The organism is Dinoroseobacter sp. S76 (genome assembly GCF_049801095.1).
Taxonomy (GTDB): Bacteria; Pseudomonadota; Alphaproteobacteria; order Rhodobacterales; family Rhodobacteraceae; genus Dinoroseobacter.
In genome coordinates this window covers 377,250-401,893 of the sequence record NZ_JBNAGH010000003.1, presented here as the reverse complement: position 1 = coordinate 401,893, position 24,644 = coordinate 377,250, and the positions used below count along the sequence as shown (strand labels likewise).

Annotated in this window: 21 protein-coding genes; 19 read left to right on the top strand and 2 right to left on the bottom strand. The window is 64.7% G+C overall.

The window, feature by feature from the left end; genetic code table 11:
• Nucleotides 1-120 precede the first annotated feature (120 nt).
• Nucleotides 121-1,515 carry a UDP-N-acetylmuramoyl-L-alanine--D-glutamate ligase gene (gene murD / locus ACP153_RS11490; RefSeq protein WP_424971129.1) on the top strand — a complete coding sequence of 465 codons (1,395 nt, stop codon included), beginning with the start codon at nt 121-123 and terminating at the stop codon, nt 1,513-1,515.
• 3 nt (nt 1,516-1,518) lie between these two features.
• Here murD and ACP153_RS11485 read toward each other — a convergent pair whose 3' ends face one another.
• Nucleotides 1,519-2,994, bottom strand: a complete 1,476-nt coding sequence (locus ACP153_RS11485; RefSeq protein WP_424971128.1) for a mannitol dehydrogenase family protein — start codon at nt 2,992-2,994, stop codon at nt 1,519-1,521.
• A complete protein-coding gene (gene uxuA / locus ACP153_RS11480; RefSeq protein WP_424971127.1) occupies nt 2,987-4,198 on the bottom strand; it encodes a mannonate dehydratase in 1,212 nt (403 codons plus the stop codon). Before uxuA ends, ACP153_RS11485 begins: the two co-directional genes overlap by 8 nt.
• Before the next feature lie 113 nt (nt 4,199-4,311).
• On the opposite strand from uxuA, the gene ACP153_RS11475 reads away from it, so the two are divergent.
• The 18 genes from ACP153_RS11475 (at nt 4,312) to lpxC (ending at nt 24,631) form a co-directional block, all read left to right on the top strand.
• Nucleotides 4,312-5,025, top strand: coding sequence for a GntR family transcriptional regulator (locus ACP153_RS11475; RefSeq protein ID WP_424971126.1), 714 nt, complete (start codon nt 4,312-4,314; stop codon nt 5,023-5,025).
• Between the two features lie 20 nt (nt 5,026-5,045).
• Complete coding sequence (locus tag ACP153_RS11470; RefSeq protein ID WP_424971125.1) at nt 5,046-6,023, top strand: TRAP transporter substrate-binding protein; 978 nt, start codon at nt 5,046-5,048, stop codon at nt 6,021-6,023.
• A gap of 80 nt (nt 6,024-6,103) precedes the next feature.
• Nucleotides 6,104-6,601 (top strand): TRAP transporter small permease, encoded by a 498-nt coding sequence (locus ACP153_RS11465; RefSeq protein ID WP_424971124.1) that lies wholly within the window; start codon nt 6,104-6,106, stop codon nt 6,599-6,601.
• Between the two features lie 2 nt (nt 6,602-6,603).
• Nucleotides 6,604-7,881 carry a TRAP transporter large permease gene (locus ACP153_RS11460; RefSeq protein WP_424971123.1) on the top strand — a complete coding sequence of 426 codons (1,278 nt, stop codon included), beginning with the start codon at nt 6,604-6,606 and terminating at the stop codon, nt 7,879-7,881.
• A gap of 9 nt (nt 7,882-7,890) precedes the next feature.
• On the top strand, nt 7,891-8,943 hold the full coding sequence (locus tag ACP153_RS11455; protein ID WP_424971122.1) for an L-idonate 5-dehydrogenase: 1,053 nt from the start codon (nt 7,891-7,893) through the stop codon (nt 8,941-8,943).
• The gene (locus ACP153_RS11450) at nt 8,943-9,848 is read left to right on the top strand and encodes a sugar kinase (RefSeq protein WP_424971121.1); all 906 of its coding nucleotides are present in this window, start codon (nt 8,943-8,945) and stop codon (nt 9,846-9,848) included. The genes ACP153_RS11455 and ACP153_RS11450 overlap by 1 nt, the downstream gene beginning before the upstream one ends.
• A gap of 89 nt (nt 9,849-9,937) precedes the next feature.
• The gene (gene goxA, locus ACP153_RS11445) at nt 9,938-11,965 is read left to right on the top strand and encodes a CTQ-dependent glycine oxidase GoxA (RefSeq protein ID WP_424971120.1); all 2,028 of its coding nucleotides are present in this window, start codon (nt 9,938-9,940) and stop codon (nt 11,963-11,965) included.
• Complete coding sequence (gene goxB / locus ACP153_RS11440) at nt 11,962-13,044, top strand: glycine oxidase maturase GoxB (RefSeq protein ID WP_424971119.1); 1,083 nt, start codon at nt 11,962-11,964, stop codon at nt 13,042-13,044. Before goxA ends, goxB begins: the two co-directional genes overlap by 4 nt.
• A gap of 130 nt (nt 13,045-13,174) precedes the next feature.
• Entirely contained in the window at nt 13,175-14,341 is a 1,167-nt protein-coding gene (locus ACP153_RS11435; RefSeq protein WP_424971118.1) for a peptidoglycan glycosyltransferase FtsW, read from the top strand.
• 3 nt (nt 14,342-14,344) lie between these two features.
• The gene (locus ACP153_RS11430) at nt 14,345-15,457 is read left to right on the top strand and encodes a UDP-N-acetylglucosamine--N-acetylmuramyl-(pentapeptide) pyrophosphoryl-undecaprenol N-acetylglucosamine transferase (RefSeq protein ID WP_424971117.1); all 1,113 of its coding nucleotides are present in this window, start codon (nt 14,345-14,347) and stop codon (nt 15,455-15,457) included.
• Nucleotides 15,458-15,488: 31 nt separating this feature from the next.
• Entirely contained in the window at nt 15,489-16,901 is a 1,413-nt protein-coding gene (gene murC, locus ACP153_RS11425) for a UDP-N-acetylmuramate--L-alanine ligase (protein WP_424971116.1), read from the top strand.
• Nucleotides 16,902-16,957: 56 nt separating this feature from the next.
• Complete coding sequence (locus tag ACP153_RS11420) at nt 16,958-17,224, top strand: DUF2484 family protein (RefSeq protein WP_424971115.1); 267 nt, start codon at nt 16,958-16,960, stop codon at nt 17,222-17,224.
• On the top strand, nt 17,221-18,147 hold the full coding sequence (gene murB, locus ACP153_RS11415; protein WP_424971114.1) for a UDP-N-acetylmuramate dehydrogenase: 927 nt from the start codon (nt 17,221-17,223) through the stop codon (nt 18,145-18,147). Before ACP153_RS11420 ends, murB begins: the two co-directional genes overlap by 4 nt.
• A gap of 57 nt (nt 18,148-18,204) precedes the next feature.
• Nucleotides 18,205-19,131 carry a D-alanine--D-alanine ligase gene (locus tag ACP153_RS11410; protein WP_424971113.1) on the top strand — a complete coding sequence of 309 codons (927 nt, stop codon included), beginning with the start codon at nt 18,205-18,207 and terminating at the stop codon, nt 19,129-19,131.
• A complete protein-coding gene (locus tag ACP153_RS11405; protein ID WP_424971112.1) occupies nt 19,119-20,012 on the top strand; it encodes a cell division protein FtsQ/DivIB in 894 nt (297 codons plus the stop codon). The genes ACP153_RS11410 and ACP153_RS11405 overlap by 13 nt, the downstream gene beginning before the upstream one ends.
• Nucleotides 20,009-21,343: a cell division protein FtsA gene (gene ftsA, locus ACP153_RS11400; protein ID WP_424971111.1), complete on the top strand. Its 1,335-nt coding sequence runs from the start codon at nt 20,009-20,011 to the stop codon at nt 21,341-21,343. The genes ACP153_RS11405 and ftsA overlap by 4 nt, the downstream gene beginning before the upstream one ends.
• 542 nt (nt 21,344-21,885) lie before the next feature.
• Nucleotides 21,886-23,493, top strand: a complete 1,608-nt coding sequence (ftsZ, locus tag ACP153_RS11395; protein ID WP_424971110.1) for a cell division protein FtsZ — start codon at nt 21,886-21,888, stop codon at nt 23,491-23,493.
• A gap of 217 nt (nt 23,494-23,710) precedes the next feature.
• Nucleotides 23,711-24,631, top strand: coding sequence for a UDP-3-O-acyl-N-acetylglucosamine deacetylase (gene lpxC, locus ACP153_RS11390; protein ID WP_424971109.1), 921 nt, complete (start codon nt 23,711-23,713; stop codon nt 24,629-24,631).
• Nucleotides 24,632-24,644: the final 13 nt, after the last annotated feature.

Here is a 24,644-nt window from a genome sequence, read left to right as displayed (position 1 = left end):
CCCCGCCGGAGGCTCCCGCCACCGCGGCTCTCTCAAGCGTCGATCATAGGGCACGCCCGCCCCATCTTGCCGCGACCGCGCGCCCGGTGCATCTTGCCGCCAATCGCGAAAGGAGCCGCCATGATCCCCGTCCAAGGCTATACCGGCCAATCCGTCGCCGTGCTGGGATTGGGCCGTTCGGGACTGGCCACCGCGAGGGCGCTCAAGGCCGGGGGGGCGATCCCGCTCTGTTGGGACGACAATGAGGAGGCCCGCGCCCGTGCCGAGGCCGAAGGGTTCGAGACTACGCCGCTCAAACGCCCCGAGGCCTGGAGCGGGATCACCGCGCTGATCACCTCGCCGGGCATCCCGCATCTCTATCCGCAGCCCAACCCTGTGATCGCCCAGGCTCTGGCCCTTGGGATCCCCGTGGACAATGACATTGGGCTCTTTTTTCGATCCTTCGCCACGCGCGACTGGGATCATTTCGATCAGCCCCCGCGCGTGATCGCCGTCACCGGGTCGAACGGCAAGTCCACGACCTCGGCCCTGATCCATCATGTGCTGACCGAGGCAGGGCGCTCGGTCCAACTGGCGGGGAATATCGGGCGCGGTGTGCTCGATATTGACCCGGGTGAGGATGGCAGCGTCGTGGTGCTGGAGCTGTCGAGCTATCAGACTGAGCTTGCGCGCGCACTGACCCCTGATATCGCGGTCTTCACCAATCTCAGTCCCGACCATCTGGATCGCCATGGGGGCATGGGCGGGTATTTTGCGGCCAAGCGGCGTCTCTTCACCATTGGCGGGCCGGACCGGGCGATCATTGGCGTGGATGAGGCCGAGGGGCAGTTCCTCGCAAATCAGCTGACGGTTGCGCCGAGCGACGACCGGGTGATCCGGATCACGAGCGCGAAGCCTTCTGGTCCCGGCTGGCTGGTTAGCACCCGCAAGGGCTTTCTCGCCGAACACCGCAAGGGTCGCCAGGCCGGGGCGATCGATCTGCGCGCGATCCCGGGGCTGCCCGGATCCCATAACCACCAGAATGCGGCCTGCTCCTATGCGGCCTGCCGCAGTCTCGGCCTTGCGCCGCGGATCATCGAGGACGCATTCCAGAACTTCGCCGGTCTGCCCCATCGCAGCCAGATCGTCGGGACACGTAACGGGGTGACCTTCGTCAATGACAGCAAGGCCACCAATGTGGACAGCGCGGCCAAGGCTTTGCAGGCCTTCGGGTCGATCCGCTGGATCGCGGGCGGGCTTGAGAAAGAGGGCGGGCTTGGGGCGCTCACCGACCATCTGGGCTCGGTGCGCAAGGCCTACCTGATCGGACGATCCGCGCGGGAATTCGCGCTGGGGATTTCCGAAACTCCCCATGCGATCTGCGAGACCATGGCGCGGGCGGTGGCCGAAGCGGTGGCCGAGGCCGAGCCGGGCGACACGGTGCTGCTCGCGCCTGCGTCGGCGAGTTTCGATCAGTATGACAGCTTCGAAAAACGGGGCGAGGATTTCATGGCCGAGGTGTCCAAGTACCTCTGAGCCTCAGGCTTGAGCAAGGCGTTCGGCCGTTCGGAGGGCCCCGTCGCGCAGAATATCTGCGAGCGCTGTTTCCACAGCCGCGAGCCAGTCCCTGTCCGCAAATAGCGGCTCAGGAAGCAACCCGGGCACGCTGCGCAGGCCAGCGATCACATCCTTCGCTTCACGCGCGCCTCTCAACCCTTCGGCGATCTCTGTCTCGCGCGGATCGCGTAAGGCGTATTCAGCCCCGTCCTCGGTGCGACCCATCAGGTAGCGCAGCCAGGCCGCCGTCGCGAAGGCGTAGGTGTCCCGTGGCGCGCGGGAAATGCGCGCATCCTCTGCCGGGGCAAAAATGCGCTGTGGCATTTTCTGGCTCCCATCCATCGCGATCTGATAGGTGGAATGGGCGATGCTCGGGTTCTCGAACCGCGAAATCAGCGCACGGCCATAAGCGGCGTAGTCCATGCCGGGCAAGGGCGCGAGACCAGCCGCCACCGCCACGAGATGCCGGGTGAGGCAAGCCTTCAGGAGCGGGCTGCCGAGACAGGCGCTGATCGTCTCCAGACCCGCCACATGACCCGCATAGGCCAGCAGGGAATGAGATCCGTTGAGCATGCGCAGCTTCATATGCTCATAGGGCGTCACATCCGGCGCAAAGATCGCGCCTGCGTGCTCCCAGGCCGGGCGCCCATGGGGGAAGTCATCCTCAAGAACCCACTGGCTGAAGGGCTCGCATTGCACCGGGGTTGCATCTGCAAGACCCGTCAGACGGGCAGCCTCATCGCGGTCCGCTTGCGTGGTTTGCGGGGTGATCCGATCGACCATGGTGGCGGGAAAGCGCACGTGATCCTCGATCCAGCCGCTCAGATCCGGCGCCACCTGCGCCGCGAAATCCTGCACGACGCGGCGCAGGACCTGGCCGTTCTCCGGCAGGTTATCACAGCTCAGCAGGGTGACACTGCCCGCGCCGCTCTCCTGCTTGTGTCTCAGACATTGCACGAGCAGGCCGGGCACGCTTTGGGGGGTGTCGGGCGTCTTTAGATCCTGTGCGATCTCGGGATGGGTGAGGTCCAGCCCACCCGTTTGCGGGTCTTGGCCATAGGCTTTTTCCGTGACCGTCAGACTGATGATCCGCGTGTCCGGCGCAGAGAGCTGGCGCAGGATCTGCGCCCGATCCGTACGCAGGGCGCGCGCGGCGGCGAGGCTGCCAATGATACGCGGACGGATGCCCTCGGCCCCACGCTCCAGCACGGTATAGAGCCCGTCCTGTTCGGCGAGGTCCTGCGCGGTTTCCGTGGACCGCATGCTGACCCCGAGGATCCGCCAATCGCCGCCTGCCGCAGCGAGCGCGGTGTCCGTATAGACCGCCTGATGGGCCCGGTGAAACGCGCCGAGGCCGAGATGGACGATGCCAATTCCGTGGGCGGAGGGGGTGTAACCCGGGTGCGCCACGCCATCGCAAATCCGCGCCAGAGTTCCGGCGCTGAGGCGGTCAGCCATGTCCGGTGGCATGGCGGATCCCCCGGATCACACCGCGCAGTTCCGCCAGCCCCTTGAGCCGACCGATGGCTGGATAGCCCGGCTGGGCCTGCCGCGTGTGGTCGTCGAGAATGTTCTGCCCGTGATCGGGGCGGAAGGGGATCGCGTGGTCTCCACGCCCGGCGAGACGGCGCCGTGCCTCCTCGCGCAGGATCGCGGCGATCAGGGCGGCCATGTCCACATCGCCGTCCAGATGCTCGGATTCATGGAAGGAGCCGAAGAGCCCGTCATGCTCCCGCCGCACATTGCGCAGATGGATGAAATGCACGCGGTCCCCGAGCCGTTCCATCATTCCGGGCAGGTCATTGTCCGAGCGCGCCCCGAGCGAGCCGGAGCAGAGCGTGATCCCGTTTGCAGGCAGGTCCACTGCCTCCAACAGGCGCTGGTAATCGGCCTCGGTCGACATGATCCGCGGCAATCCCAACAGGGACACTGGCGGGTCATCCGGGTGACAACAGAGCCGGAGCCCGAGTTCCTGCGCGAGCGGTGCCACCTCCGCGAGGAAATCCGCCTGATTCCGGGCCAGATCCTCGTGGCTGTGTTCGGCGTAGAGCGCCAGATGCGCTTTGATATCGTCGAGGGTGAAATGGTCTGCCGCGCCGGGCAGGCCGCAGACGATGTTCTCTACAAGCTGCTGTTTGAACCTATCGCTCGTGGTCTCGAAGCGCTGTTTTGCGCCCTCCAGTAGTGGGGCGTCGTAGTCGCCCGAGGCACCGGTCCTTGCCAGCACATGGACGTCGAACATCACATAGTCGGTCAGATCGAAGCGCATGCAGGTCGCGCCCGTCTCCACCCGGTGGCTGAGATCCGTGCGGGTCCAGTCGAGGAGCGGCATGAAATTGTAGCAGACCACGTCGATCCCCGCCGCCGCGAGGTTCCGCAGGCTGGTTTTATAGGCCTCGATATGGCCGCGCCACTCGCCGGTCTGGCGTTTGATATCCTCGGAAACGGGCAGGCTTTCCACCACGCTCCAGCGCAAGGGCGGGGTTAGCGCGCCGGATCCAGTGCGAATGGCCTCCTGCCGTGCGCGGATCTCCTCAAGCGGCCAGACAACGCCCGGGGGCAGGTGATGTAGCGCCGTCACGATCCCGCGGGCTCCGGCCTGAACGACGTCGCTGATCGACACCTGATCCTTTGGCCCGAACCATCGCCACGTCTCCTGCATTGCGTCTATCTCCTGTGCGCTTAGCGTTTGCTTGTCCGTGATCACGGGCTTTCTGTCAACATTCTTGTTGACTTGTATGGAAGAATGCAAGAAACACAGCCAAGGAGGAAATTTTGGTCCATCAGCTTTTTATTGACGACAGGTTCGACCGGGATGCTGCGATCACGCCGCAGATCTATCGGATTCTGCGCGAGCGGATTATCAAGAATAACCTGCCGCCCGGCACCAAACTGTCCGAGCCGGAACTGGCGCGCCAATACGAGGTGAGCCGCCAGCCGATCCGCGAGACCTTCATCAAGCTCGCCGAAGAGGGGCTGATCATTGTGCGGCCCCAACGCAAGACGCTGGTCACCAAGATCGACTTCAAGACGGTGATGCAGTCCCGTTTCGTGCGTGAGGCGGTGGAGGCGGATATCGTCGCCCTGTTGGCGGAGGCCGGGGACGGCGACGTGGTGCGCGAGCTGCGCGCGCAGCTTCAGAACCAGCGCAAGGTCGCCCGGAGCTCGCGGTTCGACTTTATCAATGAGGATCTGAAGTTCCACCGCACCCTCGCCGAGGCCGCAGGCAAGGAAATCGCCTGGAAGTTCATCGAGAGCCTCAACAGCCAGATGGACAGGGTTCGATTCCTGAGCCTCGGGCAGTTTCCCGTCGACCAGCTCGTCGAAGAGCACACGCGCGTCGTCGACCATATCGAACAACAAGAGGTGCCGGAGGCCGTTGCCGCCATGCGCACCCATTTGCAGCGTCTGATCGGGGATCTGCCCCAGATCGTGCGCGAACACGAGGATTTCTTTGATCGGTTCGACCCGGATCTGATCGACACATAACCACCAATAAGGAGGAGAAGATGGTGTTCAAGTTCAAGAAACTGGTGGCCGCAGGGCTTCTGACGCAACTGATCGGGGGGGCTGCCTTCGCGCAGGATATCACCCTGAAACTGGGCCATCTGGCCAATGAACAGAATGCATGGCATCTCGCCTCCGTGAAATTCGCCGAAGAGCTCTCGGGTCTGACCGAGGGCCGCATCGCGGTCGAGATCTTCCCCAATGAATCCCTCGGCAAGGAGATCGACCTGATCAACGGGATGCAGCTCGGCACGGTGGATATGACCATCACCGGGGAAAGCCTGCAGAACTGGGCGCCCATGGCGGCCCTGCTCGCAGTGCCCTATGCCTATGCCTCGACCGAGCATATGGATGAGGTCGCGAGCGGCGAGATCGGCGACAAGATCAAGGCCCAGATCGTCGAGAAGGCGCAGATCCGCCCGATCGCCTATTTTGCGCGGGGGCCACGGAACCTGACCTCGAACCGCCCGATTGCACATCCCGATGACCTGAACGGCCAAAAGATGCGCGTGCCGAATGTGCCGCTCTTTGTGGATGTCTGGAACGCGCTGGGCGCAAACCCGACACCCATGGCCTTCTCCGAGGTCTTCACTTCACTGCAGAACGGCACGATCGGCTCGCAGGAGAACCCGCTCGCCTTGATCCGGTCGGCCAATTTCAACGAGGTGCAGAGCCATGTGAACCTCACGCAGCATGTGCGGTCCTGGATCTATCTGACCATCGCGGAATCCACCTGGCAGAAACTCAGCGCCGAGGATCAGGCCCATGTGATGGAAGCTGCCTCCCGGGCGCAGGCCTTTGAACGCGGGCTTCTGGACAAAAGCCTGGCCGATGACCGCGCCCACCTTGAAGCCAATGGCATGACCTTCGTCGAGGTGGACGGCGCAGCCTATGCGGCGGCGGCCAAGGATGCGGTGCTCGCGAACGTCAATGACGAGATCAAGCCCATCGTCGAAGGCCTCTTCAATAGCCAGAACTAGGCCCCGATGACCCTGCGCCTGCCGCCTCCCTCCCGGGCGGCAGGTGCGCCCTTTCCCAAGTGAGACAAGGACAGGACCTCGTGCTGCGGCGCCTCAATTCCTTCATGACCGGCCTGTGCCGCGCAGGTGCGCTGACAGCCTTCGCCGTTCTGATCTTTGCAGTCCTGTTGCAGGTCGTGGGTCGCACCATCGGCACCTCGCCCGTCTGGACCGAAGAGCTGACCCGTTTTGCCCTGATCTATCTGACCGCCTTTGGCGTGGGCGTGGCCCTGTTGACCGGGGATCTGGTCAATGTGGACGCGTTTTGTGACGCGCTGCCGGGTGAGTGGCCCCGCTATTTGCGGATGTTCGCGTCGGCGGCGACGGCGGTGCTCTGCCTCGCGCTGCTGCCGGGGGCGGGGAAATATGTGAAAATCGGCATGTTGCAGAACTCCCCCGCCATGGCGATGCCCATGGAGTTCATTCATTTCAGCGTCTGGCTTTTGCTGGCCATGCTTGCGGCGTTCGGGATCCTGCGCTTCTGCCTCGACTGGGCGCGGATCGACTACCGCCGCCCCATGACCGGCGAGGAGGAGTGACCATGGAGGTTGCGGTTCTCTTCGCAGTATTCATCGCCGGGCTTTTGATCGGCATCCCGGTGACCATCACGCTCGGCCTGTCCTCCATGGCCTATCTCCTGCTGTCGGATATCCCGCTCGTGGTGATGCCGCAGAAGATCTATGCCGGGATCGATGTGTTCGTGTTGCTGAGTATCCCGGGCTTCATCCTTGCCGGGAACCTGATGAACAATGGCGGGATCACCGAGCGGATCATCCGTTTTGCCAATGCGCTGGTGGGCTGGATCCGGGGCGGGCTGGGCCTGACGAATATCGGAGCGTCCATGCTCTTTGGCGGGATCACGGGCACCGCGGTGGCCGATGCGGCCTCGATCGGCGGCGTGATGATCCCCGGCATGAAGAAAGCAGGCTATCCGGCAGATTTCTCGGCGGCAGTGACGGCGGCATCGTCCACCGTGGGACCGATCATCCCGCCCAGCGTGCCGATGATCATCGTCGGCGCGCTCTCGGGGATCTCCGTGGGCAAGATGTTTCTGGCGGGTGCTGTGCCGGGTATCCTGATGGGGGTCGGCATGATGGTGACCTGCTATGTGGTCTCCGTGCGCAAGAATTTCCCCAAGCAGCAATGGCAGGGCGTGGGTGAGATCGGACGGGCCTTTGGCGGTGCCTTCTGGGCGCTGGCGATGACCGGGATCATCCTTTACGGCCTCCTGAGCGGGATCGCGACGCCGACGGAAACGGCCATCGTGGCCAGTGTCTATGCCTTTATCGTGGGCGCCTTCGTCTATCGCGAGCTGCCCCTTCGTCTTGTGCCCAAGATCATCACCGACAGCGCGGTCTCGGCCGCCGCCATCCTCGCGCTGGTGGGCTTTGCAAATGTCTTCGGCTGGATCCTTGTGTCCGAGCGGATCCCCCAGGCGATCGCCGACGGGGTGCTTTCGATCACGGACAACCCGATCCTCGTGATTCTGATGATCAACATCCTGCTCCTCTTCATCGGCATGTTCATGGAGACGATTGCCGCGTTGATCATCCTCTTCGTGCCCCTTCTGTCCCTCGCGACGGCGGTCGGGGTCGATCCGCTCCATTTCGCGACGTTCGCGGTGCTGAACCTGATGATCGGGCTGACCACGCCGCCCGTGGGCGTCTGCCTCTTTGTCTGCGCGGGGATCGCCAAGCTGCCCCTGACGCCCGTGGTGCGCGCGATCTTCCCCTTCCTCTTGAGCAACCTGATCGTGCTATTGATGGTGTCCTACATCCCGGCGCTGGCGACCTGGCTGCCGAACCAGATCCTGCCCTAGGAGCCGCCCATGACCGCCCGGATTTGCCGTTTGCATGCTGCCCATGACCTGCGGGTGGAGACCGAAGCCGTGGCGGCGCCGGGACCTGAGGAGGTCCAGATCGCGATCGCGGCGGGCGGGATCTGCGGCTCGGATCTGCACTACTACCATGATGGCGGGATCGGACAGATCCGCGTGCGCGAACCGATCATCGTCGGCCACGAGGCCGCTGGGCGGATCCGCAAGCTCGGGTCCGGTGTGCACGGGCTGGCGGTCGGCGATCTGGTGGCCGTAAACCCCAGCCTGCCATGCGGGGCCTGCCGGTTCTGCGATCAAGCGGCCTTCAACCATTGCCTGAACATGCGCTTCATGGGCTCGGCTTATCGCATGCCCCATGAGCAGGGGATGTTCCGCGATGTGATCACGGTGCCCGCCCGGCGCGCCCACCGCTTCGCCAATCCGGTGCCGCCCCGGGCCGCGGCCTGTGCCGAGCCCTTGTCCGTGTGCCTGCACGCGGCCTCTCACGGGGTGGCCTTGGCGGGTCAGCGGGTGCTGATCACCGGGGCAGGGCCGATCGGGTCGCTCATGGCGGCGGTGGCCGCGCGGCGCAAGCCAGCGGAGCTGATCGTGACGGACCTGCACGACTTCCCGCTGAACGTGGCCCGCCGGATGGGGGCCCAGCTGGTGGTCAATGTCCTCCGCGCGCCGGAGGCGCTCGCCTCCCTGCGCGCCGAGAAAGGGCAGGTCGATGTGGTCTTTGAATGCAGCGGCGCGCCCGCCGCCATTCGCGATGCGCTCGAGATGCTGCGCCCGGGCGGGACGATGGTGCTGGTGGGCGTGGCGGGGGAGACGCCGCTGCCCCTGAACGTGCTGGTCAGCAAGGAGATCCGCCTTATCGGCACGCACCGCTTTCACCCGGAATTTGCCGATGCTGTGCGCCTGATTGACAGTGGAGAGATCGACGTCTCCCCGATCCTCAGCCATGCCTTTCCCCTGGGCGACGCGGTCGCCGCCTTCAATCTGGCCGGAGACCGGACGCAAGCGGTCAAGGTCCACCTGACCTTCGATGCTGAGGCGCCCTGATGTCGGGACTGCACATCGCTTGTATCGGCGAGGCGATGCTGGAGCTTCTCGTCTCGGATGTGCCCGGGCCTGCGCGGATCGGTGTGGCGGGAGATGTGTTGAACACCGCGATTTATCTGCGCCGGGGGCTCCCCGCGCCGCACCGGGTGAGCTTTGTCAGCCTTGTGGGCCAGGACCGGTTGTCCGACGGGATGCTACGCTTCATCGAGGAACATGGCGTGGAAACCGATCTGATCGCGCGCGACCCGCAGCGTTTGCCCGGCCTCTATGCGATCTCCACAGATGGGGCTGGGGAGCGCAGCTTCTCTTACTGGCGCAAGGACTCCGCCGCACGCCTTCTCTTTCAGGAGAGCTCTTTGTTTGATGAGCTGACAGCGGCGGATGTGATCTACCTCTCGGGGATCACTCTGGCGATCCTGCCCCCCGAGATCCGGCAGCAGCTTTTCACTTGGATCGACAGCTATCGCGCCAGGGGCGGGCGATTTGCGTTCGACTCCAACTACCGCCCGATCCTGTGGGAACGCCCTTCTGTCGCGCGGGAGGTTATGGCCGCCGCCTGGGCGCGCTGCGATCTGGCCTTGCCTTCGGTGGATGACGAGATGGCGCTTTTTGGGGACGCTTCGCCAGCTGAGGTGTTGGCAAGGCTGGGGGCCTTCGGCTCCATGACAGGCGCCTTGAAGCAGGGGGCGGATGGCCCGGTCTCGATCGGAGAAACAGTACCACCGGAGCACTATGAACCGGCTGTGGCCGTGGTGGACACCACTGCTGCCGGAGACGGGTTCAATGGGGGCTATCTCGCGGCCAGATTGACCGGCGCGAGCCAGGCGACTGCGCTTCATGCGGGCCATTCGCTGGCTTGCCGGATCATCGGCCATCCGGGGGCGATCCTGCCGCAAGAGAGGTGAGCCGCCTCATCTGACAGAAACAGGATGTTGCTTTTTCAGCCCTTTGCGCCGACGCTCTGTGGATACACTTATTCATTCAGGGGCGCATTGTGTCAGACCAAAAAACAGTTCCCTCGCGCCGACAATTTCTCGGCATGGCTTCCAGTGCGGCGCTGATCGCGGGCGCCCCATGGCCCGCCCGGGCCAATATCGATCCCCAGGCTGCCTATGCGCCCGCGCCAAGCGGGGCCAGCGTGTCCAAGGTCCGGATCTATCCGGCGCTGGGCATTTGCCGGGTCGGGGGATCGGAGAAATGGTTTCTCGCCCCCGAAGTGCCCGGCCTCCCGCCCATGCCGGAGGATGGCCAGTTCAAGGACGGGCTTGAGAAGATCAAGAAACAGGTCCAGCGCTTCCGGGTCTATGCGTTCGATGCCGAAGACCGGATCATCGGTGAGGTCACTGGCGATGGCATCACATGGGGCGCTCATCTCGCCAATACCAAGGCCAATTGGTACGGGTTCAACAACCCGCTCGACAATGGGGCTCTGGCGCCGGGACTGCCCTCGCGCAAGCGCAACCAGTATTTCGTGTCCAACGCGGATCGCGAGGCGAACCTGCTGATCGACGGGGGCGCGCGGCAAATCTCCGGCGCGGAGACGAATGCCGATGGCAGCGATCCGGCCTATGCCTTTGAGGGCACCTTCTGGGGCGGTCAGCCCGATGCGATCCAGGTCGGGCTGGGGCAGGTGCGCACAGATGCGGAGGGCCGCCTTCTGGTGGTGCCGCCCGATGGCGTGTCAGATTCCCCGAGCAATGCGGGGATCACCAGTTTCGCCGATAATGACGCCTGGCATGACGATTGGTGCGACGGCCCGGTGACCGCTGAGGTCGAGATCGATGGCGAATCCTTCACGGCAGAGCCCGCCTGGGTGGCCTGCGTCGGGCCGAACTTCGCGCCGGAGATCCCGCCGATCACGACGCTCTATGACGTCATCGCGGATATGAACGTGCAGGAGGGTTGGACCGAGGCGCCCCAGCTGCCGCTTTCCTTCATGACCCATATCTATCCCACCTTCCGGCGCGTGGCCTTGATGGCCTGGGTCACCCAGGCGGCCAATCTGCGACAGGGCTGGATGGCCATCGGCGATCTCGGGGATCCGGCCTATGTGGCCCGCCTCGCGGACCCAGCCCCGGAGAATGCGGCCTTCCGCGAGAGCATCTTCGCGCTCTTCCGGGATCCGGAAAATCTGAGTGAGACGGCCTATGTCGAGGAGCGTCTGAAAATCCCCTACATGCTGGGCGATGGGGTGAATTTCGATGGCAGTCCGCTGCAATGGTTCCAGTTCCCCAAGCTGCAATATGACATGCTGCGCGCATGGGCGGCGGGTGACTTCGTCGACGACTATACGGGGCAAGCAGCAGAGGACGTGGTCAGCGACTACACCAGCTTTGATGAAATCCCGCTGGAGCAGCAGCCGGGGGCACTGACCCAGTCCGCGCTCGAACCCTGTTCGGGCGGGGCGTTCCATCCTGGGGTTGAGCTGACCTACTACCTCCGCCTGAAGGAGATGTATGCCCGCAACTATGACGAGGAGGCGGAGCCCTTCCGCATCGCCCATGGCAACCGACCCAGCCTGAACCAGGACCTCGGGCGTCTGCTGACCCCCGAGATCGCCTTTGAGGGGGGCAACGGTGCGCCCCCAGCCATCGGGCCGCAAATGCCTGGGGATCTGACGCGCTGGATGGGGCTGCCCTGGCAATGCGACGCCTTCAGCTGTCAGCAGGTCCTGATGCAGGACAATTATCCGACCGCCGTCTGGTGGCCCGCGCTCTTGCCGATCGATGTGCTGCCGGAGGCCTATTACACCGCCGGGCTGGATGAGGGCCTCAGCGACGCGGCCCGTGCGAAGTTTCTTTCCAACCGGGTGAGCTGGTCGCGGGGCGTGGCGGGGATCGGGTATCACGCCAATGCCAGCTATTGGGACGGGATCACCAACATGATCACCCTGTGGGAGCGGATGGGCTTTGTCGTGCGCAAACCCACGCCCGCCGGGGATGCTTTCGTGGAAACCCAGCGGGATACGGATCTCGAGGCGCGGTTCGACTGGTCACCTCGTCAGGGGATGCTGCCCAATTGATCCATGAGGTCGCCGTGCTCGGGGGCGGGATCGCCGGGGCGGCGGCGGCTTTGCATCTGGCCCGGGCGGGGAAGCGCCCGGTCTGGATCGCCAAGCGCCGCGCAGACGCGTTCAAGCCGGGGGAGCACCTGAGTGCTGCGGCGATCCCCTTACTCAAGGAGTTGGGCTCGGACGCGCTCTTGCGGGCGGAGGTGCATCGGCTCGCTCATAGCACCTATTCGGCCTGGGGCAGTGCGGCGCTGGTTGCGCGCGATGCCATCCTTCAGTTGGACGGGCCGCCCGTTGTGCTCGACCGGACTGCGTTTGAGGCTGCATTGACCGCTCAGGCCATCGCTGCGGGCGCGCAGCGGATCGATGCGGATGTCTCCGAGCTCGCGGTGGCGGAGGGGCATTGGCGTCTCACCACGCGGGCGGGAGAGACCCGCGCGAGCTTCCTCTTCGACGCCACGGGTCGCAAAGCGCTGGTTGCCGCGCGTTTCGCCCGGCGTTTCGCGGCGGATCGCCTGGGTTGCCAATGCGTGCTCTTCTCCCGGGCCGGGTCCGACGCGCCACGGCCTGTGACCCTGATCGAGGCGGAGGCGCGGGGCTGGTGGTACTTGTCGGCGCTGGCCGATGGCAGGGCAGTGGTGAATTTCTACACGGATACGGATCTGCCTGCTGTTGAGAATGCCGAACTGGCGGCCGAGGCGTTTGCGCGCCCTGCGCTGGGGGCTTATCTGGCGGAATACGGCTTTGCGCCATCCGGCCCGGTCCGCCGGATCGCCACGAACAGCACCTGGATCGCCCCCGCGATCGGGGAGGGGTGGGTGGCCATCGGCGATGCGGCGGCGGCGTTCGATCCGCTCTCCTCCCATGGCATGACCACCGCGCTCTGGTCTGCGCTGCAGGCCGCGTCAGCCTTTGTCGCTCAGGACCGGGCGGCCATGCAGACCTATGCCCAGAGTGTCGCAAAAGGTGTGCAGGACTACCTGAACGCCCGGCGAGAGGTCTATGGGCGCGAGACCCGCTGGCCCGAGAGCCCGTTCTGGGCGCGGCGGCATCTGGAACCCGAAACGGCCCCCTTGGCGCAGGCGCTTTAGGCCAACTGGCAAAGGGCCGCGACAGTTTAAGACAAATCTGCAATGTCTGGCTTTGCGCAGCCGCATCGTGTACGCTTTCGCCCAGACCCGGCAAACGGGCGTTTTGACTGAGGCATAGGCGGTAGTTTCGATGACTGAGATGGTGTACGGCACCGTCCGGCCCAGCGCGCGGGAGCCCATTCTCCCGCGGTGGTGGCGGACCGTGGATAAAGGCGTGCTGCTGGCGATCCTGGGGTTGTTTGCGATCGGGCTGTTGCTCGGTCTCGCGGCCTCTCCGCCCCTGGCGACGCGCAATGGCCAGCCGCCCTTTCACTATGTTCAGCGCCAGATGATCTTCGGGACGGCGGCGCTCAGCATCATGCTGCTTCTGTCGCTTTGTGACCCGAAACAGATCCGGCGCATGGGGAGCCTTCTGTTCCTCGGCGCCTTCGTCGCGTTGGCCTTCCTGCCGCTTTTCGGGACGGATTTCGGCAAGGGGGCGACCCGCTGGTACTCGCTGGGCTTTGCCAGTGTGCAGCCGTCGGAATTTCTCAAGCCCGGCTTCATCATCCTGTCCGCCTGGCTGCTCGCCGCCTCGCAAGAGATCAACGGCCCTCCGGGGCGCAGCCTCTCCCTCGGGATCGCGCTGGCGGTGGTCGGGCTCTTGGTGATCCAGCCGGATTTCGGGCAGGCCTGCCTGATCCTCTTTGGCTGGGCCTCCATGTATTTCGTGGCCGGGGCCTCCATGGTTCTGGTCGTGTCGCTCGTGGCCGCGGTCGGGTTGGGCGGGATTGCCGCCTATAACCTCTCGGAGCATTTCCGGCGCCGGATCGACGGGTTTCTCTCGTCGGATCTCGACCCAACGACCCAGCTTGGCTACGCAACCAACGCGATCCGCGAGGGCGGGTTCTTTGGCGTGGGCGTTGGCGAGGGGCAGGTGAAATGGGTCCTGCCCGATGCCCATACGGATTTCATCATCGCGGTGGCGGCTGAAGAATACGGCGTTCTGCTCGTCATGGTGATCATCGCGCTTTATGCCACGATCGTGCTCCGCAGCCTCTGGCGCCTGATGCGGGAGCGGGATCCTTTCGCGCGTTTGGCTGGCACCGGGCTCACCCTGCTCTTTGCGGCACAAGCGATCATCAATATGGGCGTTGCCGTGCGTATGCTCCCGGCCAAGGGCATGACCCTGCCTCTGGTCAGCTACGGCGGATCGTCGCTTATCGCGACAGGGATCGCGCTGGGCTGCCTTTTGGCCTTTACCCGCAGCCGTCCCCAAGGGCAGATCGAGGACATTCTGATCAAGCGAGGACGATAGGCGATGGGACCGGGGGCACCCCTTTTGGTGATAGCGGCAGGCGGCACAGGCGGGCATATGTTCCCGGCTCAAGCCCTGGCCGAGGCGATGCTGCGCAAGGGCTGGCGGGTCAAGCTGGTCACGGATGCCCGCGGCGCGCGCTACACTGGTGGCTTTCCCCATGTGGTCGAGATTGTCGAGAAGTCCTCGGCCACTTTCGCGCGCGGCGGGGCGCTGGCTAAGGCCATAGTGCCGCTGCGGATTGCCGGGGGCGTGGTCTCGGCCCTGGTCGATATGCTGCGCGACCGCCCCTCCATGGTGGTCGGGTTCGGCGGCTATCCGGCGATCCCGGCCATGGCGGCGGCGACGATCTTGCGCTTGCCGCGGATGATCCATGAGCAAAACGGTGTGCTGGGCCGGGTCAATCAGCTCTTTTCCAAGCGCGTGGATGCGGTGGCCTGCGGGACCTGGCCCACGGATCTGCCCGAGGGGGTCGAGGGGCAGCCCACGGGCAACCCGGTGCGCGGTGCGATCCTTGAGCGGGCCGGCGCGCCCTATATCCCGCCGGGAGACTGGCCGCTGAGCCTTCTGGTGCTGGGCGGCAGTCAAGGGGCGCGGATCCTGTCCGATGTCCTGCCCGAGGCCGTTTCGCATCTGCCCGCTGCCTTGAGGGACCGGATCCGCGTGGCCCATCAGGCCCGGGCCGAAGATCTCGACCGCGTGGTGGAGGCCTATGCGGCGGCGGGCATCAAAGCCGAAGTCAAAACCTTCTTCAATGATGTGCCCACGCGTATGTCCGAGGCGCAGCTTGTCGTCTCCCGTTCCGGCGCCTCGACGGTCGCCGACCTGACCGTGATCGGGCGCCCGTCGATCCTCGTACCCTTTGCCGCCGCCGCCGCGGATCACCAGACGGCCAATGCCCGTGGGCTGGTTGAGGCCGGGGCTGCGATCCTGATCCCCGAGAGCAAGCTCGATCCTGCAACACTTGCCGACCAAATCACCCTGATCCTCGACAATCCCGATGGCGCGGTGCAGATGGCCCATGCCGCGCTGGGCGTGGGCCACCCGGACGCAACTGAACGGCTCGTGGATCTTGTCGACCACCTCGCCACGCCACCCGCTCAGGTCGCCGCCTGAGCCTCCGCAACCGCCAGAGACCCAAGGACCGATGAAAGACAGTTTTGTTATGAACGCCGCCACGAAACTTCCGACCCAGCTTGGGGCCATTCATTTCACCGGCATCGGCGGGATCGGCATGTCCGGGATCGCCGAGGTGCTGTTGACCCATGGCTACACGGTGCAGGGCTCGGACCTGAAACCGTCGAAGATCACCGAGCGGTTGGAGCGTCTGGGCGCGCGGATCTTCATTGGGCAGGTGGCCGAAAACCTCGAGGAGGCTGAGGTCGTGGTGATCTCCTCGGCGATCAAACCGGGCAACCCGGAGTTGGAGACAGCGCGGGCCCGGGGCCTGCCCGTGGTGCGCCGGGCAGAGATGTTGGCTGAGCTCATGCGACTGAAGTCGAACATCGCCATTGCCGGGACCCATGGCAAGACGACGACCACCACGATGGTGGCGACCTTGCTCGACAAGGGCGGGATCGACCCGACGGTAATCAATGGCGGGATCATCCATGCCTATGGCTCCAACGCGCGGGCGGGCGCAGGCGAGTGGATGGTGGTGGAAGCCGACGAATCCGACGGCACCTTCAACCGTCTGCCGGCCACAATCGCCATTGTGACGAATATCGATCCTGAACATATGGAACATTGGGGCAGCTTTGAGCGGCTCAAAGACGGGTTTCATGAGTTCGTTTCGAACATTCCCTTCTATGGGCTCGCGATTTGCTGCACGGACCATCCGGAGGTGCAGGCGCTGGTCGGGCGGATCACGGATCGCCGGGTCATGACCTTTGGCTTCAACACTCAGGCCGATGTCCGGGCGGTCAATCTGACCTACAAGGGCGGGGTCGCGCATTTCGATATCCTGCTGCGCAATGAGGGGCAGGTGATTTCGGGCTGCACCCTGCCGATGCCGGGGGATCACAACGTCTCAAATGCCTTGGCGGCCGTGGCTGTGGCCCGCCATCTGGGCATGAAGATCGACGAGATCCGCGCGGCGCTGGCCGGGTTCGCCGGGGTCAATCGTCGCTTCACCAAGGTTGCCGAGATCAATGGAGTGACCATCATCGACGATTATGGCCACCACCCGGTGGAGATTGCCGCCGTGCTCAAGGCCGCGCGTCAGGCGAGCGAGGGGCGCGTGATCGCCGTGCATCAGCCGCATCGCTATTCGCGTCTCGCGAGCCTCTTCGAGGATTTCTGCACCTGCTTCAACGAGGCGGATGTGGTCGGCATTTCCGAGGTGTTTGCGGCAGGCGAGGATCCGATCCCGGGCGCGTCCCGCGATGATCTGGTGGCCGGGCTGACCGCCCATGGCCACCGACATGCGGTGGCGGTGCCCAACGAGGACGCATTGGAAGAGCTTGTGCGGGCGGAAGCCAAGCCGGGTGACATTGTCGTTTGCCTTGGGGCGGGTACGATTTCCGCCTGGGCCCATAGCCTGCCCAAACGGATGGCCTGACCCCTTGCGCCCACGCCCGGTTTGATGGCCTAAAAGGGCATTCGCGGAGACCTGCTGTGCCCACCGATTTCCCTCTGTCGCTGACGCTATTTTGCGTCTGGATCGTGATTGCCACGGTGATCGCCATGATGCCCGGGCGGTACCACTGGCCCGGGGCCTATGGGCTGATGGCGCTACTGGTGCCCTTGCTCGTCTTCATCTGGATGGATCTGGGGCTCTGGTACGCGCTGGCCGGGCTCGTTGCGGCGGCCTCGGTCCTGCGCTGGCCCGTGCGCTTTGCATTCCGCTGGCTGCGCGCCCGCGTGACAGGAGATCCGAAATGACCGATCTGCGCGGCACCCTGACCGAGAACCGGTCCTTGGCCGACCTGACATGGTTGCGCGTGGGCGGGCCTGCGGATGCGCTTTATCAACCTGCGGATGCCGAGGATCTGGCGGCGTTCCTGCGCAGCGATCTCGCGCGCCCGATCTTTGTCATGGGGGTCGGCTCGAACCTGATCGTGCGCGATGGCGGGATCCGGGCCACGGTGATCCGGCTGGGCCGTGGGTTCAACGGGATTGAGATTGACGGCACCAAGGTCCGGGCCGGAGCCGCGGCACTCGACGCCCATGTGGCGCGCAAGGCCGCCGCAGCTGGGGTGGATCTGACCTTCCTGCGCACCATCCCGGGGAGTATCGGTGGCGCGGTGGCCATGAATGCGGGCTGCTATGGCAGCTATATGGCGGATGTGGTGCGCGAGGTGGAACTGATCACGCGGGAGGGCGCGACCCTGCGCCTTGCGCCCGAGGCCCTGAACTTCCGCTATCGCCAGAGCGATCTGCCCGAGGGCGCGGTGGTGACCGCCGTGACGCTGGAGGGGGCACCGGGCGATCCCGTCACGCTTGAGGCGCGGATGGCGGATCAACTCGCCAAACGCGACGCGACCCAGCCCACGAAGGACCGCACAGCCGGATCCACCTTTCGCAACCCGGCGGGGTTCAGCTCGACCGGGCGGGCCGATGACACCCATGAGGCCAAGGCCTGGGCCGTGATCGATGCGGCGGGCCTGCGCGGCGCCATGCGCGGCGCGGCGCAAATGTCGCCCAAGCACCCGAACTTTCTGGTGAATACCGGAAACGCCACCGCCGCCGAGCTCGAATCCCTCGGCGAAGAAGTGCGAAAAAAGGTTTTCCAAGAGACCGGCCATTCGCTACACTGGGAGGTGATCCGCATCGGAACACCCGGGCGGAGCCACCCCGAAAAATAGCCCATCCAAAAGGGCAGGGGTCCGAGCAGTTCACGAAGCCGCAAGAGCTTCGAAAATATGAGGCGGGACGTGTCGAGCAGGACATCGCCCAATGTCGTGATGCTGATGGGTGGCCCATCGGCCGAGCGCGAGGTTTCCCTCGTCTCGGGTCGGGAATGTGCGGCCGCCTTGCGGGGCGAGGGGTTCGATGTCACCGAGCTGGATGCCGGTCCCGATCTCGTCGCCGATCTCAAATCCCTGAAGCCGGATGTGGTCTTCAACGCGCTCCATGGCCGTTGGGGCGAGGATGGTTGCGTGCAGGGCCTGCTGGAATGGCTGCGGATCCCGTACACCCATTCGGGCGTGCTGGCCTCGGCGCTGGCCATGGATAAGGAGCGTTCGAAGGCGGCCTATGCCACGGCGGGCCTGCCCATCGCGACGAGCGGGCTCTATTCCAAGGCCGAGATTGCGGCAGGCCATGTGATGCCGCCACCTTACGTGATCAAGCCGTTCAACGAGGGCTCGTCGGTGGGCGTGCTGCTGGTCGAGGAAGGGACGGAGACCCCGCCGCCCCTGCCCGAGGACATGCCCGAGATCCTGATGGTTGAAGCGTTCATTCCCGGGCGCGAATTGACCGTGACCGTGCAAGGGGACCGGGCGCTCTGCGTGACCGATATCGTGACCGATGGCTGGTATGACTATGACGCGAAATACGTGCCCGGCGGCTCGCGCCATGTGCTGCCCGCGGATTTGCCGCGGGATGTCTATGACGCCTGCATGTCCCATGCCGAGACCGCGCACCGGGTGCTCGGGTGTCGCGGCGTGACGCGCACGGATTTCCGGTGGGATCCCCGACGCAGCCTCGATGGCCTCGCTTTGCTCGAGACAAACACCCAGCCCGGCATGACGCCCACATCGCTCACGCCCGAGCAGGCCCAGCATGCGGGACTGAACTTCGGGGCCTTCTGCCGTTGGATCCTGGAGGATGCTTCATGCGATCGTTGATCCGCCGCCGCAAGAGCGTTGACCGGCCCGATCCCGCGCCGTCGCGGCTGGCCTACCGGCTGCAACGTCTGTTGCTCACGCCCCTCTTTCACTCCGTGCTGCGGGTCGGCATTCCCGCTTTTCTGCTGGCCTTTGGCGCCGGATGGCTCATGCGCAACGAGGCGCTGCGCGACGATATGATGGGCGAGATCCTGGCGATCCGTACCTCGATCGAGAACCGTCCGGAATTCATGGTCGCGGCCATGGCGATCACCGGCGCCTCGGAAGAGCTGATCGAGGATATCCATGAGGTCGTCCCGATCGACTTCCCGATCACCTCCTTCGCGCTGGATCTTGAGGCCATGCGAGAGGTCGTGCTGGGTCTCGATGCGGTGGCGGAAGTGGATCTCTCGATCCAGGCCTCCGGGATCCTCGCCGTGGATATTGTCGAGCGGACGCCTGCCGTGGTCTGGCAGACCCGCCAGACGCTGGAGATCCTCGATGCCGAAGGTCACCGGGTTGGCCCGATCGACTCCCGCGCCGCCCATGCAGCCCTGCCGCTTGTCGCCGGCGAGGGCGGGGACCGGGCCGTGCCCGAGGCCCTGCGCCTGCTGGCCATGGCCGATGAGCTCGAAGGCCGGGTGATCGGCTTGCAACGCATGGGCGCGCGCCGCTGGGACGTGGTCCTGACCGAGGACCAGCGGATCCTGCTGCCCGAAACCGGGGCCGAGCTGGCGCTTGCGCGGGTCATGGCCCTCGACGCGGCCCAAGAGCTTTTTGAACGCGACATTTCGGCGGTGGATATGCGCCTGCCGGATCGCCCGACCATCCGCCTCAATCCCGACGCGCTCGATGCCCTCTGGGACATCCGCGGCCTGTCTACCATCAGGAGCGACCAATGAGAGACCTGTATTCAGCGCAACGTGCCATGCGGAACATGCGGCAGGTGGCGATGCAGCGGGGCGTCGTCGCAGTGCTTGATATCGGCACCTGGAAGGTTGCCTGTCTGGTGCTCAAGTTCGACGGCCCCGAACCCGATAGCGAAAACGACGGTGTCGGTACCATGGCGGGCCAATCGCGGTTTCGGGTGATAGGCGCGTCCCACACGCGCTCGCGCGGGATCCGGTTCGGCGAGATCGACGGGATGGTCGAGGCTGAACGCGCGATCCGCACCGCCCTGCAGGGCGCGCAGAAGATGGCGCAGGTGCGGGTGGATCACGTGATCGCCAGCTTCTCGGGGGCTGAGCCGCGCTCCTATGGTGTCTCGGGACAGGTCGAGATCGCGGGCGAAGCGGTCTCCGAGCAGGACATCGCCCAGGTGCTGGCGCGCTCGAACCTGCCGGAATTCGGGGACACGCGGGAGGTGCTCCACGCCCAGCCCGTAAATTTCGCGCTCGACCATCGTTCGGGCCTGAACGATCCGCGCGGGCAGATCGGCAACCGGCTGGTAGCGGACATGCATGTTCTGACTGTGGAACAGGCGGCGATCCAGAACCTGCTCTATGCGGTGAAGCGCTGCGATCTGGAGCTCGCGGGGCTTGCGTCGTCCTCCTATGTCTCGGGTGTTTCAGCGCTGGTTGAGGATGAGCGGGAGCTCGGCGCGGCCTGCATCGATCTTGGCGCGGGCAGCACTGGCGTGTCGATTTTCCTCAAGAAACACATGATCTATGCGGACAGTGTGCGGCTGGGCGGCGAGCATATCACCTCGGACATCTCCAAGGGGCTTTCCATCTCTCACAGCTTCGCCGAGCGGCTCAAGACGCTCTATGGCGGCGTGCTGGCCACGGGCATGGACGACCGCGAGCAGATCGAGATTACTGGCGAGACCGGCGATTGGGAACATGACCGCCGCACGGTCAGCCGCTCCGAGTTGATCGGGATTATTCGTCCCCGTGTCGAAGAGATCCTCGAGGATGTCCGCGACCGCCTTGTCGCCGCCGGGTTCGAGCAATTGCCCAGCCAACAGATCGTTCTGACCGGCGGGGGCAGTCAGCTTCAGGGCCTCGACGGGCTTGCGGCCAAGATCCTCGGTCCGCAAGTGAGGGTCGGGCGGCCCTTGCGGGTGCGGGGCCTGCCGCAGAGCACTTGTGGCCCGGAGTTTGCATCCGTGGTCGGGCTCTGCCTCCACGCGGCGCATCCCCAGGATGAGTGGTGGGATTTCGAAATGACCCATGACCGCTACCCGGCCCGCTCCATCAAGCGTGCGGTGCGCTGGGTCCGGGACAACTGGTAGGCGCGATCCGGCGCAGGTCCATTGGGAATGCCCTGGAATATCTATTCTTCGAATTGGTGAATGCCCGATTGCGTTTTGGTAAATAGGGTTGGGCGCAGTCATTCCGCGACCTATCCGAATTGCGCCAATAGCAAAGTCCTCGGAGTGCGTCTCGGCAACGCGTCACCCAGCAGGACATTCCCGTAAGAAACGCGTGACGTCGCGCAATGCCTGCGATAGGCTTACGGTAGAGGTTCGAGAAGAACCCGAGAGAGGCAGAGCAGTCGCCCTCTATATCGTTAGCCCGGTCGCTCGCGCGACGCCCACGGAACTGGTCCATCCGGCTCCGGGATAGGCATGCTTTTAACCAAACACCCCAGATCTGGGGGTTCGGGCAAGATGGGTTAAGAATTGGCAGGAATACGCCCATATTTCGCGTCTTGAACGCAGTTTTCGGGTGACGTCGGCTCCTCCAACAGGTACTATCTTGGGTTAATAGAGCCGTGAGCAGGGTTAACGCGCCCTTAAATAAGCGGCAAAAACAACGCAGGCGGACCTCTTTAATGACCTTGAACCTCACGATCCCCGAGCATTCCGAGCTGAAACCCCGCATCACCGTCTTCGGTGTCGGCGGGGCAGGCGGCAACGCCGTGGACAACATGATCGACAAGCAGCTCGACGGCGTCGAGTTTGTGGTGGCCAATACCGACAGTCAGGCGCTGCAGGGCTCCACGGCCCCGGCCAAGATCCAGATCGGCGCGAAAGTGACCGAAGGGCTCGGCGCAGGCGCGCGGCCCTCCGTGGGTGCTTCGGCCGCCGAAGAGAGCATCGAAGAAATCGTCGATCACCTCGCGGGCGCACATATGTGCTTCATTACCGCGGGCATGGGCGGCGGCACCGGCACAGGTGCTGCGCCGATCATCGCTCAGGCCGCGCGAGAGCTGGGTGTTCTGACCGTGGGTGTCGTGACCAAGCCCTTCCAGTTCGAAGGCGCCAAGCGCATGCGCCAGGCGGAAGAGGGTGTCGAGATCCTGCAAAAGGTCGTCGACACGCTGATCATCATTCCGAACCAGAACCTGTTCCGTCTCGCTAATGAGAAAACGACCTTCACCGAGGCGTTCTCCATGGCCGATGACGTGCTGTATCAGGGTGTGAAGGGCGTGACGGACCTCATGGTTCAGCCGGGCTTGATCAACCTCGACTTTGCCGATGTTCGCGCCGTGATGGACGAGATGGGCAAGGCGATGATGGGCACGGGCGAGGCCACTGGCGAGGACCGCGCCACGCAAGCCGCCGAAAAGGCGATCGCCAACCCGCTCTTGGACGAGATCAGCCTGCGCGGGGCCAAAGGCGTTCTCATCAACATCACCGGTGGCTACGACCTCACCCTGTTCGAGCTGGACGAGGCGGCGAACCGCATCCGCGAGGAAGTGGACCCGGAGGCGAACATCATCGTCGGCTCCACGCTGGATACTTCGATGGAAGGGGCCATGCGCGTCTCCGTCGTGGCGACCGGCATCGACGCGCTCGATGTGCAGCAGGACATCCCGACCCCGCGCCGCCGTATGGCCGAGCCTCTGACCCCGCCCGCCGCTGTGGCAGCGCCCGTGGCGGAGCCTGAGCCCGCCCCGGTCTATCAGCCCGAGGTGGCAGCCGCGCCCGAGCCCGTGGAACTGGTGATCGACGAGGCTGTCGAAGAACCCGCCGCGTATGAACCTGCGGCAGAAGCCGCCGACGAGGCACCGGCTGAAGAGGATCTCTTCGCCGGACTCGAGACCCGTCAGGTCGAGACCTTCCGCGCGCAGCCCGACGCGTATGACCCCAACGGGTTTGAGCCGACCGCGCCTGCGGCGGAGTATGTCGCGCCACAACCGCGCAAGCCCGGCACCCCCACGCCCGAGACGCTGGCCCGTCTGCGCACGGCCGTGAACTCCACCAAAAACGTCGGGGCAGCCCCTGCGCGCCCGGCGGCTGAGACGGGGGATCATGGCGAGCGTCGTGGCTTTGGCATCAACTCCCTGATCAACCGCATGACCGGTCAGGCCGGCGAGGGTGCGCCTGCTACCGCGCCTCAGGCCCGCGCGGTGACGCAGCGTGAGGCCCCTCAAGCGGTGGATCCGGAGCAGGAGAAAGTCGAAATTCCCGCCTTTCTGCGGCGCCAAGCAAACTGATTTCAGTCACATCCGACTCGAGAAAAGGTCGCCAAATGGCGGCCTTTTTTCATTATAAAACAATGAATTACCTCGGTGTCCGCAGCGGCTGAGCGGATTTCTGCCACTGCGAAATTTCAATGTTTCACCTCGTTGCAAAGATTGAGTTGAGATACTCCTGAACCAGACCTTAATACACCTAAGCCGACCGCCAGAGGTGGGCATGCGAGGTGTAGAGATGCAGAAAACGCTGAAATACAAAGTGACATTCGACGGGGTCGGCCTTCATGGCGGCAAGCCCGTGCGGATGACTGTGCATCCTGCCTCCGCCGATTACGGCATCTGGTTCAAGCGCACCGATTGGGTTGGCTCCGACAACATGGTCGCGGCCCGCTGGGATCAGGTGGATCGCACCCCCCTCTGCACCAAGCTGCGCAACGAGGCGGGTATGACTGTCTCCACCATCGAGCATGTGATGGCCGCGCTGGCAGGCTGCGGCGTGCATAACGCGCTGATCGAGCTCACCGGCCCCGAGGTTCCGATCCTCGACGGCAGCTCGGCAGAGTTTGTCAGCGGCTTCCTCGGTGCGGGCATCCGCGACCTGCGGGTGCCCAGCCGCATCCTGCGGGTTATGAAGCCGGTCGAAGTGCGCGATGGTGCAGTGACGGCGCGTCTGGACCCGGCCCCCGGGTTCGAGCTGCGCTTCCATATCGATTTCGAAGACACCGCAATCGGCGATCAATCCAAGAAGCTCTCCATGGCCAATGGTGCCTTCGTGCGCGAGCTCTGCGACAGCCGCACCTTCTGCCGTCAGGCGGATGTGGATGCGATGCACGCGGCAGGTCTGGCCCTGGGCGGCACGCTTCACAATGCCGTGGTTGTCGATGGCGCCGAAGTGCTGAGCCCGGGCGGTTTCCGCCACCGGGACGAGGCCGTGCGCCACAAGATGCTCGACGCCGTTGGCGATCTGGCGCTGGCGGGGGCTCCGATCTTCGGGCGCTACACGGGCGAACGGGCCGGTCACACCATGACCAACACCTTGCTCCGCGCGCTTTTTGCGGATCCGACCAACTATGTGGTCGAAACCTGCAGCGAGAAGATGGCCGCGCGTCTGCCGGGCTCCGGCCTGCACCGCACCGATCTGCGCCTCGTCGCGTAAATCAGGATGGTCC